Raw genomic sequence first — 16,607 nt, forward strand, 5'->3', positions numbered from 1 at the left:
CAGAACACGTCGTCGGCGTTCTCGTCGAGGGCCTCGCGGACGATGCGCGCCACCGCGCCGGTGCTGAGGGGCGCCAGTTCGTGCGGACGCGTTCCCTGGCGCCCCATCAGGGCGCGCAGCGAGGCGGCGTCGGCGGGGATCTCGTCCGGCCGGCAGGCGACCATGATCAGCATGGCCAGTTCCTCGGCCCGGGCCGCGAAGGCGGTCAGCCAGGCCAGAGACTCGGCGTCCGCCCAGTGCGCGTCGTCGAGGACGAGGACGACCGGTGCGTTGCGTACGGCGAGATGAGTGACGACCCAGTCCAGGCCGTCCCGCACGCCCTGCGGGTCGGGCGGCGTCTGTCCCTTCGGAGCGGCGGTGAGGCCGAGCGCCGGCGCGACGATGTCGTACCAGTTGCCGAGGACGTCGCGGCGCGCTTCCTCGCTCATGGCCGCGAACCTCGGCTGGATCAGCTGCCGCATCACATGGAACGGCACCTGCTTCTCCTGCTCGCCGCCGCGGGCGAACAGCACGGTGCAGCCCCGCTCGGCGGCGTGCCGACGGGCCTCGGCCAGCAGGGTGGTCTTGCCAATGCCGGCCGACCCGGCGAAGGTCATCACACCCCCGCGGCGGGCGACCGTACCGGCGGGGGAAGTGCCGCAGAGATCGTCCACCGCGCGTTGGATGGCGAGAATCTCGGATTCCCGTTCGAGAAGAGGCTGTGAGGCCCACATCCTCACTTCGCCGACCTGTGACATTCGTGCCCCCTCCTGCGCGTGCGGCCGAGTGTACGGCCCACAGGCGGAATGATGTTGATCAAAGCTTCTTTTCCGGCATCTCGCCACAGACAGAGTCACGATGCTGTACCCTTCGCGACTCCACGCGAGTGAAGTGCGCTGTCGGTGGCGGGAGTTGTCAGTGACGCGCGACGGGGATCATGGGCAGCTCGCTCGGCTGCGGGATGCCCGCAGGGACCTCCCGAACGGTGACCTCCGGGGCCGGCCGCAGATGCCACCGTGACGCCACGGTCGCCAGCGCGGTCACGATCTCCGCCACCGCGAACTGATCACCGATGCACTTGTGCTGGCCTGCTCCGAACGGGACGAACGAGTGCGGGCGTGGCCGCTCGGCCGCCTCCTCCGCCCACCGGTCCGGGTCGAAGACCGTGGGGTTCCGGAACAGCGCCGGGTCACGGTGCAACGCGTAGGGGCTGTAGGCGAGTTCGGCTCCCTCGGGGATCGAGACGCCGCCGAGGGTGAGCGGGGCCAGGGCGCGCCGGGTGAAGAGCAGGGGCGAGTGGAGGCGCAGCGCCTCCTGGAAGACGTGGTTCGTGTAGGTGAGCCGGGAGAGGTCTTCGGGGCGGACCGAGCGCGTTCCCACGACAGCGTCGACCTCGGCGTGCAGGCGCTTCTCCGCCTCGGGATGGCGGCCGAGTTCGTGGAAGATCCAGGCCAGCGTGGTTGCCGGGGTCTCCGTACCGGCGAACATGATCGCGATCACCTCGTCCCGTACCTGCTCGGGACTCATCGGCGCGCCCGTGTCGGCGTCCACGCCGGCGAGCAGCAGGGAGAGCAGGTCGGGACGGTCCTCTTCCGCGGAGCGGTACTGCGCGATCACCTCGTCGATGATGCTCCGCAGGCGCGCGGCGGCGGAGTCGAACCGCCGGTTGAGCGGGAGGGGCAGCCGGTCCAGGGACTTGGGCATGACCGCGCGCAGGAGCATCCCCTCCAGGACGATCGGGAGCGAGCGGTGCACCTCCGCGACGGCCGGCCGGCTCAGGTCGCCGGAGAAGATCATCTCGGCCACCGAGGACAGCGCGTACCGGCGGGTCTCGTTGACCATCGAGACCTCGACGCCCGGGGTCCACGACGACGACATCGCCTCCGCCTGGCGGACCATCGTCTCGGTGTACTCGGTGATGTGGTTGCGGTGGAAGGCGGGCTGGATCATCCGGCGCTGCTTGCGGTGGAAGTCGCCGTCGGTCGTCACGATGCCGTTGCCGAACATCGGCCTGAGGCGGTCGAAGATCCTGCCGCGGCCGAACTTCTGGGCCTGCTCGACCAGGACGGTGTGGACGTGCTCTGGGCGGGTGAGCACCAGCACCGGCCACGTCCCGATGTCGAGCCGTACGACCTCGCCGTGGTCCCGCAGCGACTCCAGGAACGCGATCGGCTCCCGCATGAGTCGCGGCACATGGCCCAAGAGCGGTATGCGCCCCGGAGCGACCGGAGCCTGGACCGCGGAGCCGGAGACTTCCAGACCTGCCATGGACCGACTCCCTGTCATGCCACCGAGATCAGGTCCGGGCGGGTGTACGCAGACTCCAGCCCGGCTGCGAACCGTTCGTCGCTGTACCGCGTGCACTCGTAACGCTGCCACAGATCCGTACCGATGATCCAGTCCTCGTAGCTGCGCACGCACCGGGAGACCGTCTCGCGGAGCTCCGGCGTCGTCGTCCCGTCGGCGTCCAGGACCTCGAAGAGGTGCTTCTTCCCGGCCAGATACTCCTCGATGCGGATCTGGATCCGGCTCTCGACGGCCCGGACCGCGTCGGAGAGCGAGCACCGCTCGTGGAAGGAGATGAGGGAGACGAGGTTGTTGTGGTCCCCGCAGGCGTACTCCTTCGGCAGCGAGAACATGTCGTTCCCCCACGAGATGATGTCGATCGCGCTCGCGATGAGCTCTTGGAACGCCGTCAGCCCGTGGATCCGCCGGGGCAGGTCGATGCCGAGTCCCGCCTCCACCATGTCCATCATGGGCAGCAGTTGGGAGCTGTGCCTGCGCATGACGATGTAGTCCTCGACCGACGGGCGGCCCGGGGCCTCGCGATTGCCCGCCTCCTGGTCCAAGGAGCGCAGCATCATCGCGACATGGGCCCGGTAGCGGGCGGCGGTCGTCTCGGACATGCCGTCCAGGATGCGGTCGCAGAGGTCGACGAACCCGTTCACGAGGGGATTGCGCCGCGGCGACGAGCTGCCGACCCTCCCCGTCTCGACATAGGTGGTGATCGCCTCGGCGACGGGCTCCCAGGCCGCCACGTCACCCGTCCTGATGAGATGGTCGTGCTGGTCGTCCAGGACGAAGGACCAGGCCATCCACTCGGCGAGCAGGAGGACCCTCTCGTACCCGACCTCGCCGCTCACCCGGCCCGCGAGGTGGCCGCAACCGATGCCCGTGAACTGCTCCGTCGCGTCCGTGACGAGCTCGTGGCGCACCACCCAGGCGGTGGCTTCGACGTTCGCCCGCGCGGCCTGTGGGTGCTTGGAATTGCCGAACGGAAGATGGAAATCGGCAACGGTGAAAGAGTTGAGCCGGGTCATTGATCCCCCTGAAGATGTCTGCTGCGCCCATACCCGCTCAATGAAGATCCGCGACTGCCGTGTCTCCCAACTCGCTCATCACAGCGCATACTTATGGCGGCAGAGCCGCGTCCGCCGGAGTCGCATCAGGCCACTCGTTGATTAATTAACCTCAGGGCGTCGTGCAGTGTCAACGACGTTCGGGCTCCCGGCGTGACGGTGCCTGACGTGCATTCATGACGAATATGCGCGAGGCATGTTTGACGCTCAGAGGCGCACCGTCGTTCACGGCAAGGGGTACAACTCGGCCACAGGGCACGAGCGATGCCCACCGGACCGGCGGCTGCCGGTCCGGTGGGCGCGGTGGGCACGAGGTGCCCGTGGGCACGGTCGGACGGTTACGGGACCCAGTGGTTACCGGAAGCGGTGATCATGACCTGCAACTGGATGCTCGCCGAGAAGTAGCTGCTGGTGTCGACAGGGGTGGCCAGCATCTTGTTCCAGAGTGCGTCGAGCCACGCCTGGCTGCCGGCGTCGGTCATCGCCGCGACCGCGAACGGGGCGAAGAACGCCGCCTCGCTGCCGGCCGAGATCTGCGTGCCGTTGAGCTGGTAGCCGATTGCGATCTTGTTCGGGTCGCCGCCGGTCTTCGTCTTGATCCAGCTGTTGAGTTTGCGCGCCGCCGCGAGCGACTTCGCGTCCCCGCTGGTGACGGCGTCGTCGGCGATACGCCACGGCGTACGACAGGCGTTCCACCAGAAGGCGCCGTCGTTGGGGTCCTCCAGGACCTGCCCCGGGGCGGGCTTCGGCGTGGTGTTCGTGTTGACGACGAAGTCGGGGAGCAGACCGGTGCCCGGCGCGTACGCCGACTGGAGACCGGCGATCTGGTTCTGGTGCGCGGTGCGGATGGTGTCCCAGGCCGCGTCGCCGGTCGCCGTACGGAAGGCGCGGAAGTGGTCGATCATCCAGTCCGACGTGCGCGAGATGTAGTAGTACTGGTCGCCGGAGCTGCTCCAGTCGCCGAGCTTCAGCAGGTTCGTGGCCGGGTTGACCTCGTCCTGCTTGATCGCGTTGATGTGCTTGACCGCGAGATCCTTGTAGTTGTACGTCCCCGCGCTGCCCCACTGCTTGTCGGCGAGCAGCAGCCCGTACGCCACGTCCAGGTCACCGTCGGTCGCGGCATCCCCGCCGTTGACGCTCTTGCAGGTGACGTCCTGCTCGGCCGCCAGCAGGTTCGGGTTGATGGCGGAGGGGTGGTCGATCTTCCACTTGACCAGGCCGTCGAAGATCTTCTTGGCGTCGGGGTCGGCGCCGGCCATGGTCGCGGCGATGACCATCCCGTACCCCTGCGCCTCGGCGACGTAGGGGTGGTCGGCGTCCGGCGAGATCACCTGGTACCAGCCGTTGCCGCAGTTCTGGCGGACGAAGGCGGCCTTCCAGGTCTTGTAGTGGTCGACGGCCTTCTGGTCGATCGTCGTCTGCGTGCCGGAGGGCTTCAGCATGCCGGAGGCGTAGGGCCTGAGGTGGCTGCCGAAGGGAACCGCCGGGGTGGTGACGGCGAGGGTGTTGCTCGCGGCCGAGAGGTTCCCGGCGGCATCACGTGCCTTGACGGTGTAGCTGTACGAAGTCGGCGCGGTGAGGCCGGTGTTGGTGTACGTGGTCCCGGTGGTGGAACCGACGAGTACGCCGCCGCGGTAGACGTTGTAGCCCGTCACCCCCACGTTGTCGGTGGCGGCGTTCCAGGCGAGCGAGACGCTCGTCGACGTCGACGCGGTCGAGCGGAGGCCACCGGGGGCGCTCGGCGGGGCGGTGTCACCGCTGCCGGTGGCGGAGCCGTAGACCTCGAACTCCCAGAGGGAATACCCGTACGGGGTGCCGCGGCTCGTCCCGTACATCCGGACGTAGCGCCCGCTCCCGGAGACGGTCAGGTCGTCGACGGCCCCGTCGCCCGCCGTCGTGGAGTAGACATCGCTCCAGGTCGAACCGTCGGCGGAGGTCTGGATCCTGTACGTCTTGGCGTACGCGGCCTCCCAGTTGAGCTTCACGCGGGAGATGGTGTGCGTGGCACCGAGGTCGATCCGGACCCACTGCGGATCGACGCCCTCGGCGCTCGCCCACCGGGTGGCGGTGTTCGCGTCGAACGCGAGAGCCGCTTCGAACCCGCTCCCCTCGATCGACGAGGTCGTCGCCGGCTTGCCGACCGACACCAGGGTGTCGGCGGCGGAGGCGGCCTGGGGCAGCCCGAGCACGGGCAGGGGCAGCAGGGCCGACGCGATGAGAAGGGATATGCCTCTTCGGCTCATGGCGGTGGTCGTTCCTTTCGTCCGGACGTGACGCCCGGTCAGAGCGATCCAATGGTTAGGAAATGTTCCTAACCATTCGCCGGGAGAGTAGAGAGGCGGGCGGGGTTCGCGCAAGAGCCCGTTGGACGCCGGCGGGCTGACAATCCCCGTGATCACCGGTTGGGTGGCTGGAAAAGGCGCACCATGCGTGTGCGGCGGTGTCACGGCCGTCGGGACGGTCGGGCCCCTGGGTGCCGTCGGGCAGCGGTGATCGCCGAGAACGGCGGTCACGACGACTTCGTCGACCGGATCGCCGGCGCCCCTGGCCGACTTCGACGAGGAGGCCCACGGCTGGACCGAGCGCCTCCGAGGCGACGGCGAGAGCGTCATCGGCGGTCTCTGGCCGTCCCACGCCGACGGTGCACGGCCGGCCGGGAGTGGTCACCCGGCCGACCCGTCCGCCGGGTCGACCGGCGAAGAGGCCTCGGCCGGTGAGGGATCGGGCGGTGAGGGATCGGGCGCCGGGGGCCAGGGGCCGGAGAGGAGGTGGGTGGCCTCGGCGACGATCGCGTCGGCCAGCGGCTCGCGGGCGCCGCGGGGGAGCGCCGCCCAGGCGTTGTACGCGTCGACCTTGTCGACGAACGGTCGGAGCGACCGCGGCCGGCCCAGTGCGCCCCAGCCCTCGTACGTGATCACGTCACCGCCGTCCTCCGGCGCCATGCTGCCGCTGACGATCAACCGGAGCCACCAGCGCACGAGTTCCCAGCGGGCCGCCTCCCCCGGAATGTCGGTGTCGTCGGCGGGAAGGCCCTCGGTCAGCCCCAACTCGGTCAGGACCTGCTCGAACAGCGCGTCGGCGCTCTCGTGCTCGGTGCGCAGCAGCCCGGCGAGCAGCGGAAGGGACTCCGTGTCGACGCCGACGTCGAACATCAGCGCCGTGAGCCCCGCCTCGATCAACTGCTCCGGCCGGAACCGACGGCCGATCAGGCGCTCCAGTGCCAGCATCCAGAGGTACTCGACGGCCTCCTGCGCGTCGACGGCGTACGGTCGGTGCGGCGTGGGCGCGGTGACGTCGACGCCCGGACCGCCCTCGACGAAGTACGACCAGAACCCGACGGTCGAGTGGGTCGCGTGGAGACCGCTCGCCCGGCCGGTGAACTCGTGCCGGATGTAGTCGGCCAGGTCGGTCCCGTAGAAGATGATGTCGGTCTGGTGGACGGACAGCACGGGGTGGCCCGACCCGCCCGCCGTGCCGGGCAGGTAGCGGTGGCTGTAGACGGGGACCAGCCGTGGAGCCGTCGCCAGTTCGGTTCGCGCGATCCGCAGCGCGTCGGACGTCTCAGCGGGCCTCGGGCGCCAGGCGGGGTGCCAGAAGCGGGCGTGCTCGACGTCGAAGAGCACACCCTCCACCGGCCGAGCGAGCCGCTGGGCCAAGTCCTCGGGGTCGCCGTTCCGCCAGTCGGGCCAGCCGTGCGACCCGTGCGGCAGCCCGGCGGCGAGGAAGACCCGGTGGTCGGCTGCGAACGTGAAGCCGAACCGGGACTCGACCGCGTCGAGTTCCCGCTCGGTGAGGCCCGGCCCGATCTCGGCCGGGAGCAGGTTCTGAAGTGCCCGGGCTTCTTCGAGGGTCAACGGTGCGGGAGACGGAGCGATCACGTCCGGCAGCGTAGCGACCGCTTCGGCAGGTCGGTCCCCTGGGTGACACCGCGCCCGAACTCGCTGCCGCCACCGTGTACAGGCCCGCCGGTCGGCCTGCCGGGCGAGCCGTACCGCGATGCCCACCTGAGGCCGGAAACCGGAGCTACCGGCCCAGCCAGAGGTCCGGGCCGAACACCTCGTAATGGATCGCTTCCGCGGGCACGCCACGGCGCAGCAGGTCGCCACGGACCGCGCGCATGAACGGGAGCGGGCCGCAGAGGTAGGCGGTGACGCCGTGGGGGAGTTCGAGGCCGCTGACGTCGGCCCGGCCGGCCGCCGCCTCCGGAGCCTGGGTGCCGGGCTCCTCGTACCAGAGGTGGAGGCGGGCGCCGGGCAGCGCCCGCACCAGGGCGCGGTGCTCCTCGCGGTGTGCGTGGTCGGCGGGGGAGCGGTCGGCGTGGACCGCGACGACGGGGCGGGCCGAGCCGGTGGAGAGGAGGTGGTCGAGCATGGACAGCATGGGCGTGTTGCCGATCCCCGCGGACGCCAGGAGCAGCGGGCCGTCCCCCTCCGGCAGGACCAGGTCACCGAACGGCGCCGACACGGTCAGCTCGTCGCCCGGCCGGGCGTGCGCGTGGAGCCAGGACGAGACCTCCCCGTCCGGGCCCGCCGCCTCACGGAGCCGCTTGACGCTGATCCGCCAGTGCGACCGGTCAGGGGCGGAGGAGAGGCTGTACTGGCGGATCTGCCGTGCTCCGTCGGGGAGTTCGACCTGGACGCCGGCGTACTGGCCCGGCCGGAACGACGGGACCGGGCGGCCGTCGGCCGGCCGCAGCAGGAACGAGACCACGTCCGGCGTCTCCCCGCGCCGCTCCACGATCTCCATGCGCCGGCGGACGTCACCCTCCGCGCCGCCGGCCTCCTGGTAGAGACGCGTCTCGATGGCGATGAGGGCGTTCGCCATCAGCCAGTAGACCTCGTCCCAGGCCGCGGCGACCTCCGGGGTGACGGCGTCGCCGAGCACCTCGGCGATCGCGTCGAAGAGGTGCCGGTGGACGATCTTGTACTGCTCGGAGGTGACACCCAGCGAGGCGTGCTTGTGCGCGATGCGGGCGAGCAGCGCGTCGGGGCGGTCCTCCGGCTTCTCCAGCAGCATCCCGGCGAACGCTGCGATGGAACCCGCCAGTGCCTTCTGCTGTTCGCCGTTCGCCTGGCTGCCCCGGTTGAACAGGTCGCGCAGAAGCTCGGGGCGGGCGTCGAACAGCTTCCGGTAGAAGAGCTCGGTGATCTCTCCGATCGCGGCTCCGACCACCGGAAGGGTGGCCCGGACGACAGGAGTGGACTGCTCCGAGAGCACGGTGACTCCTCAAGAGGTAAGTGATCTTCGTGTTTTGATGGTGTGTGTCTGTGCGTCCCCCGGGGCGGGGGCGCGGACTACTCCGGTCGGCGGCCGGTCAGCGCGACAAGGACCGGTCCGGCGGGGGAGGCCACGAGGTCGGCCACGGTCAGCGCGTCGAGCGTGGCGTAGAACGCCTCCTGCGCCTCGCGCAGTGCCCCGCGCAGACGGCACGCCGCCCGAAGCGGGCACGGTGCGTCGTCGTCGCAGGCGACGACCTCGCCCCCGCCCTCCAGCTCCCGCACCAGCCAGCCCACCGACGCCCGCCGGCCCAGACCGGTCAGGGCCAGCCCGCCGCCGCGGCCCCGCCGCGCCTCGACCACACCCAGGTGCTGGAGGCGCGTGATCGCCTTCGCGAGGTGTGCGTGCTGCACACCCATCACCTCGGCCACTTCGCGTGTGGTCGGAGATTCGCCGTTCTCGGAGACCGCCAGGCGCATCACGGAACGCAGCGCCAGGTCGGTGAACTTGGTCAGTCGCACGGCCCGGACGCTAACAAACACGCATGTAAGATTCCTGTTCAAATCGGTGCCCGTGACCTTGTGGGATGTGTCACGGGCGGGACGGACGGGGCGCTTACGACGTCGGGCCCTTGGGGAGGTGGTCCGTCGGCGGGACGACGCGTAGCGGATGGTGGATCGAATGACGGTGGAAGACGGCGGCTCCTCGCCCCCGGCCGACCGCGGACCGGTGCCGAGGGTCCTCTTCGGTACGGGAACGCTGAAGGCGCTCGACCCGGAACGGGCCGGCGCGGTGTGGCGGCTGGCGGAGCCCGGTCGGCAGCTCGACGCCAATGTCGTCCGCCTTCCGCCCGGGCGGCGCGTCGAGACCCACACCGAGCCGGATCTCGACGTCCTCCTCCTGGTCGTCACCGGAGACGCCACCCTGGTCACCCCCGAGGGACCGGTCCCGCTGGACGAAGGCGCCCTCACATGGCTGCCCCACGGCTCCACCCGCGCACTCGTGGCGGGCGACCAGGGCATGTCGTACCTCACCGTCCACCGCCGCCGCCCGGGCATGCGGATCCGATCCGCCTCCCCCGGCGCGAGGGACGCGGAGCACTGAGGGAGGTCCCGTGGTCGACGCCCACGTCGGCCACGCCCTCTTCTGCTCCTACGGGGGCAACGGTCCGCCGTCGAGCCGCGTCTGTCCAGGCATGATCGAATCTCTCGACCTCTCCGACTCCGACGACCACGACGAGGCCGTCCGGCCCGGTCCGCTGTGGCGGCATGCCCTGTGGGTGGCGGGCGTCACCGTCACCGGTGTGGCCCTGGGCTGGGCCACCGCCCTGTTCCGCATAGGCCCTGAGCAATACGGGCTGCCGTCCGCCGCTCCGGGCGACGTGTGGCCGTATCTGTATGCCTGGGCCGCGACCGGCCTCGCGCTCGCGGCAGCGCTGCGGGCGGCCGCGACCAGAGTGCCCCTCTACGCCCCCGGGCGTATCGCGGTCGTGCTCACGGCCCTCGGAACCCGGCTCTCGCTGGGCTGGCGGCCCGACACCATGGTGCTGGCCGCGATGGCCGCCGCCGCGCTGACGGCGGCGGTCCTGTGGTGCGCCTTCGCACTGCACGGGTACCGGCGAGGACCCGCGAACCCGTCAGGACCTGAGAATCCGTCAGGACCCGCGAACCCGTCAGGACCCGCGAACCCGTGAGGACCCGCGCGGTGCTGCGCGGCACGTCCTGGGCGAACACGTCGTGAAATCGGTCCGCCCGCAGCCTGAGGTCGGCATGGGGCCCGCCCTCCGGCCGGGGCGCGGCCACCTGGGGCAGTGCTCCGACCGCGGCGCCCGCCACCGTCGCGCGGTCTCCGCAGGGCCGGCGGTCGAAACAGCGAGGCGCGCTCCCCGTACCGTGCGGGTACAGGGAGCGCGCCGGCCGGCCGTCTTGTCAGCGCGTGGCTCGGACCGCGTCACGGATCAGTTCGGCCACCTCCCTGGGGCGGGACAGCGCGACGGCGTGCGAGGCGCCCTCGAGCTCGACGATCGTCGCCCCGGCGCGCTTCGCACCGAAACGCTGGACCTCCGGGTTGATCGCCTGGTCCGCGGCGGCGACGAGCGCCCAGGACGGCTTGGTCTTCCACGCGGCGGCCGAGGCCGGCTCGGTGAAGGCGGACGCGGCGAGTGGCCGCTGCGCCACCGCCAGGACCTTGGTGACGGCGGCCGGGACGTCGGCGGCGAAGATCTCCGGGAAGGCGTCGGCCTTGATAGTGACCTCGACGGCGGGCTCCGCGCCCTGCACGGGGTACGTCGCCTCCTTCAGGTTGCTGACCAGCGGCGAGAGCGGGAAGCGGCCCTGCAGCTCGCCGAGGCTCTCGCCTTCGTCGGTGGCGTACGCGGCGATGTAGACCAGGCCGACGACGTTCTCGGCGGTGCCGGCGACCGAGATGAGCGCCCCGCCGTAGGAGTGGCCGACCAGGACCACCGGGCCGTCGATCTGGGCCGCCACGGAGGCGATGTACGCGGCGTCGGACGCCAGGCCGCGCAGCGGGTTCGGCGGCGCGACCACGGGGATGTCGTGATTCCGCAGTTCCGTGATGACCCCGGTCCAGCTTGCCGCGTCCGCGAACGCTCCGTGGACCAGAACGGCCGTGGGGGTGGAGTTCGTTGTCATGTCTGTCTGCTCTCCTGCTTGGGGAAGGGAAGGGAAAAGAAGGGAGGAAGAGAAGGGAACGCGCGGGGTCAGCCGGCGTGGAGCGCTTTCCGCAGGGTGCTGCCGGCCAGCGTGATGGCGGCCTCGGCGGCATGGGTCTCGCGCAGGGCGTTGAGCATGACGAAGTCGTGGATGACGCCCTGGAAGCGGACGGCGGTGACCGGGACACCCGCCTCCCGCAGCTTGTCGGCGTAGGCCTCGCCCTCGTCGCGCAGGACGTCGGCCTCCGCGGTGATGACCAGGGCCGGGGGCAGGCCGGTGAGCTGCCCGGTGGTGGCCCGCAGCGGCGAGGCGGTGATCTGGGCGCGCTCGGCCTCGTCGGTCGTGTACTGGTCCCAGAACCACCGCATGGCGTCGCGGCGCAGGAAGTAGCCGGTGGCGAACTGCTCGTACGAGCCGGTGTCGAAGCTCGCGTCGGTGACCGGGTAGAACAGCACCTGCTGGACCATCGGCACGTCGCCGCGCTCCTTGGCCATCAGCGTCAGCGCGGCGGTCATGTTGCCCCCGACGGAGTCGCCGGCCACGGCCAGCCGGGACCCGTCCAGGCCCTTGGACGAACCCTGCTGGACGATCCACCGGGCGACGGCGTAGTTCTGCTCGATGGCCACGGGGTAGCGCACCTCGGGGGAGAGGTCGTACTCCGGAAAGACCACGGCGGCGTGGGCGCCCACCGCGAGTTCGCGCACCAGGCGGTCGTGCGTGTGCGCGTTGCCGAACACCCAGCCCGCGCCGTGGATGCAGAGGATCACCGGCAGTGTTCCCTCGGCACCGGCGGGCCTGACGATCCTGGCCCGGACGCTCCCCGTCGGACCGCCGGAGACGGTGATCCACTCCTCGTCGGTGGCCGGCTTGACGATCTCACCGGACTGCACCTCGTCGACCGCCTTGCGGCCCTCGGCGGGCGCCAGGTCGAAGAGGTACGGCGGGTGGGTGGTCGCTTCGGCGAAAGCGGCCGCCGCCGGCTCCAGGACCGGGCGTACCGGCCGTACCGGCTCGACGGTGTCGGACATGAGGGTCTCCTGCTGGTTCGGTGATGTGCCGGTGTCGCCGACGCGTGACTCCGCGCGAACACCGCGATCCGCGGGGGAGCCGTCGATCGCCACGCTAAGAGCCACGAAGCGGGGCGGCTTGACCACCAGCGCACAGGTCGTGATGCGGGAGCGCACGGAACCACGGGGCGTGCACGGCCGGAACGCGGGCCGGCGAGGAGAGCGGCTGCACTGCCGTCGGCCACCCGGCCGGACCGCAACCGCGCCCGTAGCCGGCGCGGCACGAGCGTCTGAGCCGCCCTTGCCCACGTGGTCGTAAGAGCCGTCAGCAGTTGGACGGTGGACTACCTGATCGAGGAACTCCTCCGCAGGCACGAGGAGGACCAGCGCGAACACGTCGGCACCGGCCCACCCGACGCGTCACCGAGCACCCAGCCGGACCGACGACTGCACACCGCAGGCATCCGCATGCGGGCCACTGAACCGCCGGGCGCCGGACCTCGGGACACGTGGTGCGGTGCGCCCCGCCGAGCCGCCGCCCGCCGCCGGCGGTTCGGCGGCGACGGTCGATCCAAGGGACTACCTCTCGGGCACCCACGACCGGGGACACCTCATCGGCGACCGGTTCGGCGGCCGGGGAACGCACGTTGAGCCGCATCGCCGTACTGGTGGGAGACCGACTCGTCCTTCGCCGCCTCGGGCGCGGCCGGCGTTGGGCCCGCCGGCCCCATGCATCCCCGCCACGACGAGCAGCGCGAGCACAAGGGCACCGCGGCGATCCCGCCCTTCGCCCAAGCCCTGCGGCACGCCCGCCACCTCCATGGCCGGCCTCGCCGCCGGAGCCCGCACCGCCACCGTCCCGCACGGGGATCAAAAGGTGCTTTTCGCGGTTGAGGGTGTGGTCGGGCCGCACACGTGGGCCGGCGGTCGGCGCTCACTCAGCCTTCCTCGGCGCGTTCCTCCCCGTCCCCGCGCCGACGGCGCGCTCGCTCCGCGATCCCGCTGGACAGCTTGCCCTTCACCGAGCCGGCCCGGTCGAGGGTCTCGTTGCCGAGGCTTCTGGCGGCATCGACGCCCTTCGCTCCTGTCTCGAGCGCCTTGTCCCTCGCCTCCGCGGCCGCGTCCACCCATCGTCTCGCCTCCGATGACCGGCGGCCCGACTCAATCCCGAGGCGCCCGTGGAAGTCATGGACGCCGGTCGCGACATGGTTGCTCGACTGGACTACGGCCGGGGACTTGGCCGGGTGCAGCAACACCTTCGCGTTGGCGGTGCCGGCAGCCGCATTCATCCTGGCCACCAGCCGCTCGGTGCTCCGCGAGATGTGTTCCAGCCGGTCCTGCCGGGCAGCCTTCAGTCCGAGGCGGTGCCCGTTCAGCTCCTCCGGAGACGCGTCCAGCACCCGGTCGAGTTCGAGCACGGCGATCGCGTCCTGGAGCTGGAAGCAGCGAGCCAGAACAGCGAGCCACTCCCGAACCCCGGACTCGGCTTCCCTGGCCGTCGTGGCGAGATCACCGATCTTGGTCTTGCGCTCCATCTTCTCCGCGAGTGCGTCGAGTTGACGCAATGCGTACGCCTGGGTCTCCGCGATCGTCGCCGGCGCGGCCTGCACCTTCGACCACGTGATCTCGTCGACCCTGCCCCTCTTCTCGCGAATGGTCATGGCCTCCTCGATGACGAAGCCCACTCCGATCACGCGGGCCAACACCGAGTCCTTCTGGGCGCGCAGCACGTCGTCGACCTTCTCGTTGATCGTTGCGAGATAGTCGGTGATCTCGTCCATGGTCTGCTGCATCGCAATCTGCGCCATGATCCCCGCAGCACCAGCAAGAACCGCGGGGTTGGTCAGAAGCGAGCGGGGCCCCTTCACGAATTCGACGAATCCTCTGACCTGGCCCTTGTGCCCCTTCACCACACCTGTGCTGAGGCCCGTCTTCGAGCTTTCCCTCAGCCCGTACTTCTTGACAAGCTGTGCGGACTCCCGGGTCAGCTTCACCCAGCGACCGGAGTCGGCGGCAATCTCCGAACCCGCCTGCGCGACTACAGCCCCGGTACCGACGACGGACTTGAGCCGTTGCACTCCGAGGTCCTTCGATGACAGTCCCTCCGATACGAGGAAACCTTCGACGTCCGTCGCATTCCCGATGACCGCCAGTCCATCACCGTCACTGATCAGCTGAATCTCGTGGTCCATCGCCCGCTCCTGAAGTGGCTACTCGCAGTTGAAGGTAGTCGGGGTGCGCGCGCTGATCGGCGGGCAGGGGCCGAGGTCTTCCGATGATGGGAGATCACCCCTGCACACCGGGGCCGATCTGCTCCCCGCCCGGCCGGGCGACCCCCGTACGCCGATCTCAGCCGCCCCCGGCAACAGCTCCTGCCCGCGGTCGCCGACCTGGAAGAAGGCCGATCGACGAATGTCCGTGGGCCACGGAAGAAGTGCTAGACCTCGGGAAGGGAAGGATCGGGCGTCCAGGGAGCTGGCGCGGTGATGGACCAACGTTCGTGGTCGCGCCAGGCCCCGTTGATGTAGAGATAGGCGGGTGACATGCCTTCGTAACGAAAGCCCAGGCGCTGGACCAAGGACAAAGACGCCTTGTTCGCCGGCTGAATGTTCGCCTCCAGCCGGTGGAGCCGCAGGTCGTCGAAGGCGTGCTGCAAGGCGAGGGTGAGCCCTTCGGCCATGTAACCCCGCCTCGCGGACGGAACGAAAGCCGCATAGCCGAGGGACGCGCCCTGGTAACGGCCCCGGATGATCGAGTTGATGTTGACCATGCCGGCAGCTGCGCCGGTCTCCTGAACGCGGATCACGAAGCCCCGGTTGGTGCCATCGCTGAAGCGGCTCATCCAGCGCCGGAACTCCTCCGGTGTCGCGGGCAGTTGCATCCACGGCGCATGGAGCTCGGCGCTGGCCCTCACGCGTGAGCAGAACTCGTCCTGGTCGGCGAGGGTGAGCGGAGAGAGCTCGACCCGTGACGGCATATGGGGCATGACCCAATGTTAGGGCCTCATCTGAACAGACGATCACCGGTCAAGTCCTAGTCGCCGGGGTCAGGCTCCTTCTGTCCCGACTTCTTCGCACAGTCCGGACACAACGAGGCGCTCCACGTACCCGTGTGCCGGGCACCGCACTTCGTGCACTTCAGTTCATTCGACCGGGCCATGGCCCCTCCGTAGCGTGAAAGTGTGTTGCCTGCGATCGCTGCCGCCGTCAGTACCGGTACCTAGTCGGGGGCCGGTCCCAGAACTTCGGTGATCTCCCCCAGGAACTCGCGCCATGGCTCGGCCTCCGCGTCGCCACCGTTCTGGAGGGCACTGGCCCACCCCTGCATGACCCACAACCGGTAGTCGTTCCAGATGTGCCCGTTGCCCGGCGGCAAGAGGATCGCCGCTTCGAGGAGACGTCTGTACATCTCCGGCCTGGCCTCGGTGAAGAGCATGCCCTGGTCAATGGCCTGCTGGTAGCCGCCGATCTCTTCGAAAAGAACCTTCAGCCGGTCCATGGTGCTGGTCACTCGTCCTCCTGTGCGTCGCTCGCGCGCTTGTGCCAGGGCCGGTGTGGGGAGCGTCCGGGGTGCCAACGGTAGGTGGGAGTGGCCGCGTTGGCAGGGTATTGCGCAGGGTCGGACCCTTGCGGGCGGGGCGATCTTCGCTACGTCGAAGCCCTTCCGCGTGTAGACGCGACGTGTCGTCGTCGACCCAACAGTCGTGCGGACCGATGGCGCTCCTGTGTCCTCGGACGGTGCGTCCTGCCGGAACCCCTCAGGAGGCGGCGCAGTTGTCGATGGCGTCACCCTGGTGGTCCGAAGGGCGAGCCGGAGCTGTATGCGGTCCTGGGCTTGCGGTCGGCCTCCAAGATTCGACCCCGTCGACCACCGGGAGCGCCACGCGGTCGGTGTGCCATCAACCGGCTGAAGCGGCACCGGGCCGTGGCCACCCGGTACGAGAAGTTGGCGGTCCGCTACGAAGCCACCCCGCTCGTCGCCGCCATCGACGAGCGGCTGTGTCGTACGGCGTCAGTTCAGCGTACGGCGTGCGACGGCGAGGAACTCCGCCTTGAACGGTTCCAGGCGCTCGGCCACACAACGCTTCGTTGTGCTCCTGCCAGACCGCCTGGTTCAGGGCGCGTGCGCAGGCCGTCGTCGGCGTATGGAGGTCAGGAGCGCACGGCAACTGGACGCCGTTCTCCGCTATGCGCAGGCCGTCCACCGCCGGCCTGGCTGTCCGGTACCACTCATCACCCACCTCCCAGTGGGGCGGCCGTGCATGAGCCACGCCCTCGGCCTCCAGCGCGAACCGAACGAACTCCAACACGGCCCTGATCTGCTCGGCACGTCGCTCCTCCGCCGGCGTCGCAGCCCTCCTCGCTCCTCAGCCC

At 70.1% G+C, this 16,607-nt stretch carries 14 protein-coding genes; 2 read left to right on the forward strand and 12 right to left on the reverse strand.

What is annotated here, in order from left to right:
* The 7 genes from IE136_RS35445 to IE136_RS08265 all read right to left on the reverse strand — a co-directional run.
* A partial coding sequence (locus IE136_RS35445; protein WP_229818706.1) for an AAA family ATPase occupies nt 1–653 on the reverse strand: 653 nt, incomplete at its 3' end.
* Nucleotides 654–894: 241 nt separating this feature from the next.
* Nucleotides 895–2,247, reverse strand: coding sequence for a cytochrome P450 (locus IE136_RS08240; RefSeq protein ID WP_158992832.1), 1,353 nt, complete (start codon nt 2,245–2,247; stop codon nt 895–897).
* A gap of 14 nt (nt 2,248–2,261) precedes the next feature.
* The gene (locus IE136_RS08245) at nt 2,262–3,299 is read right to left on the reverse strand and encodes a terpene synthase family protein (RefSeq protein WP_158992834.1); all 1,038 of its coding nucleotides are present in this window, start codon (nt 3,297–3,299) and stop codon (nt 2,262–2,264) included.
* A gap of 377 nt (nt 3,300–3,676) precedes the next feature.
* A complete protein-coding gene (locus IE136_RS08250; protein WP_189599950.1) occupies nt 3,677–5,581 on the reverse strand; it encodes a glycosyl hydrolase family 8 in 1,905 nt (634 codons plus the stop codon).
* Between the two features lie 420 nt (nt 5,582–6,001).
* Nucleotides 6,002–7,216: a hypothetical protein gene (locus IE136_RS08255; RefSeq protein ID WP_229818707.1), complete on the reverse strand. Its 1,215-nt coding sequence runs from the start codon at nt 7,214–7,216 to the stop codon at nt 6,002–6,004.
* Between the two features lie 145 nt (nt 7,217–7,361).
* Nucleotides 7,362–8,555 (reverse strand): globin domain-containing protein, encoded by a 1,194-nt coding sequence (locus tag IE136_RS08260; protein ID WP_189599951.1) that lies wholly within the window; start codon nt 8,553–8,555, stop codon nt 7,362–7,364.
* 77 nt (nt 8,556–8,632) lie between these two features.
* Nucleotides 8,633–9,076, reverse strand: a complete 444-nt coding sequence (locus IE136_RS08265) for an RrF2 family transcriptional regulator (protein WP_189599952.1) — start codon at nt 9,074–9,076, stop codon at nt 8,633–8,635.
* Between the two features lie 160 nt (nt 9,077–9,236).
* Between IE136_RS08265 and IE136_RS08270 the strand changes: the two genes are divergently transcribed.
* Nucleotides 9,237–9,659, forward strand: coding sequence for a cupin domain-containing protein (locus IE136_RS08270; RefSeq protein ID WP_158992842.1), 423 nt, complete (start codon nt 9,237–9,239; stop codon nt 9,657–9,659).
* Nucleotides 9,660–9,669: 10 nt separating this feature from the next.
* The gene (locus tag IE136_RS08275) at nt 9,670–10,248 is read left to right on the forward strand and encodes a hypothetical protein (protein WP_308432397.1); all 579 of its coding nucleotides are present in this window, start codon (nt 9,670–9,672) and stop codon (nt 10,246–10,248) included.
* 235 nt (nt 10,249–10,483) lie between these two features.
* Here the strand turns inward: IE136_RS08275 and IE136_RS08280 are convergent, their stop codons facing one another.
* The 5 genes from IE136_RS08280 to IE136_RS08300 all read right to left on the reverse strand — a co-directional run bounded on the left by IE136_RS08280 (nt 10,484) and on the right by IE136_RS08300 (nt 15,744).
* Nucleotides 10,484–11,206 carry an alpha/beta fold hydrolase gene (locus tag IE136_RS08280; protein ID WP_158992844.1) on the reverse strand — a complete coding sequence of 241 codons (723 nt, stop codon included), beginning with the start codon at nt 11,204–11,206 and terminating at the stop codon, nt 10,484–10,486.
* A gap of 68 nt (nt 11,207–11,274) precedes the next feature.
* Nucleotides 11,275–12,255: an alpha/beta hydrolase gene (locus IE136_RS08285; protein ID WP_189599953.1), complete on the reverse strand. Its 981-nt coding sequence runs from the start codon at nt 12,253–12,255 to the stop codon at nt 11,275–11,277.
* A 917-nt stretch (nt 12,256–13,172) separates the two neighbouring features.
* Entirely contained in the window at nt 13,173–14,426 is a 1,254-nt protein-coding gene (locus IE136_RS08290) for a hypothetical protein (RefSeq protein ID WP_189599954.1), read from the reverse strand.
* Nucleotides 14,427–14,671: 245 nt separating this feature from the next.
* The gene (locus tag IE136_RS08295) at nt 14,672–15,220 is read right to left on the reverse strand and encodes a GNAT family N-acetyltransferase (RefSeq protein WP_158992850.1); all 549 of its coding nucleotides are present in this window, start codon (nt 15,218–15,220) and stop codon (nt 14,672–14,674) included.
* Between the two features lie 233 nt (nt 15,221–15,453).
* Nucleotides 15,454–15,744, reverse strand: coding sequence for a hypothetical protein (locus IE136_RS08300; protein WP_158992852.1), 291 nt, complete (start codon nt 15,742–15,744; stop codon nt 15,454–15,456).
* Nucleotides 15,745–16,607: the final 863 nt, after the last annotated feature.

This window comes from Streptomyces lateritius (genome assembly GCF_014649715.1).
GTDB lineage: Bacteria > Actinomycetota > Actinomycetes > Streptomycetales > Streptomycetaceae > Streptomyces > Streptomyces lateritius.

Excerpts from the sequence above, each read along its gene's own strand:
- IE136_RS08290 (WP_189599954.1), bottom strand. The coding sequence starts at position 14,426 with ATGGACCACGAGATTCAGCTGATCAGTGACGGTGATGGACTGGCGGTC.
- IE136_RS08270 (WP_158992842.1), top strand. The coding sequence starts at position 9,237 with ATGACGGTGGAAGACGGCGGCTCCTCGCCCCCGGCCGACCGCGGACCG.
- IE136_RS08295 (WP_158992850.1), bottom strand. The coding sequence starts at position 15,220 with ATGCCCCATATGCCGTCACGGGTCGAGCTCTCTCCGCTCACCCTCGCC.
- IE136_RS08280 (WP_158992844.1), bottom strand. The coding sequence starts at position 11,206 with ATGACAACGAACTCCACCCCCACGGCCGTTCTGGTCCACGGAGCGTTC.
- IE136_RS08245 (WP_158992834.1), bottom strand. The coding sequence starts at position 3,299 with ATGACCCGGCTCAACTCTTTCACCGTTGCCGATTTCCATCTTCCGTTC.
- IE136_RS08285 (WP_189599953.1), bottom strand. The coding sequence starts at position 12,255 with ATGTCCGACACCGTCGAGCCGGTACGGCCGGTACGCCCGGTCCTGGAG.
- IE136_RS08250 (WP_189599950.1), bottom strand. The coding sequence starts at position 5,581 with ATGAGCCGAAGAGGCATATCCCTTCTCATCGCGTCGGCCCTGCTGCCC.
- IE136_RS08240 (WP_158992832.1), bottom strand. The coding sequence starts at position 2,247 with ATGGCAGGTCTGGAAGTCTCCGGCTCCGCGGTCCAGGCTCCGGTCGCT.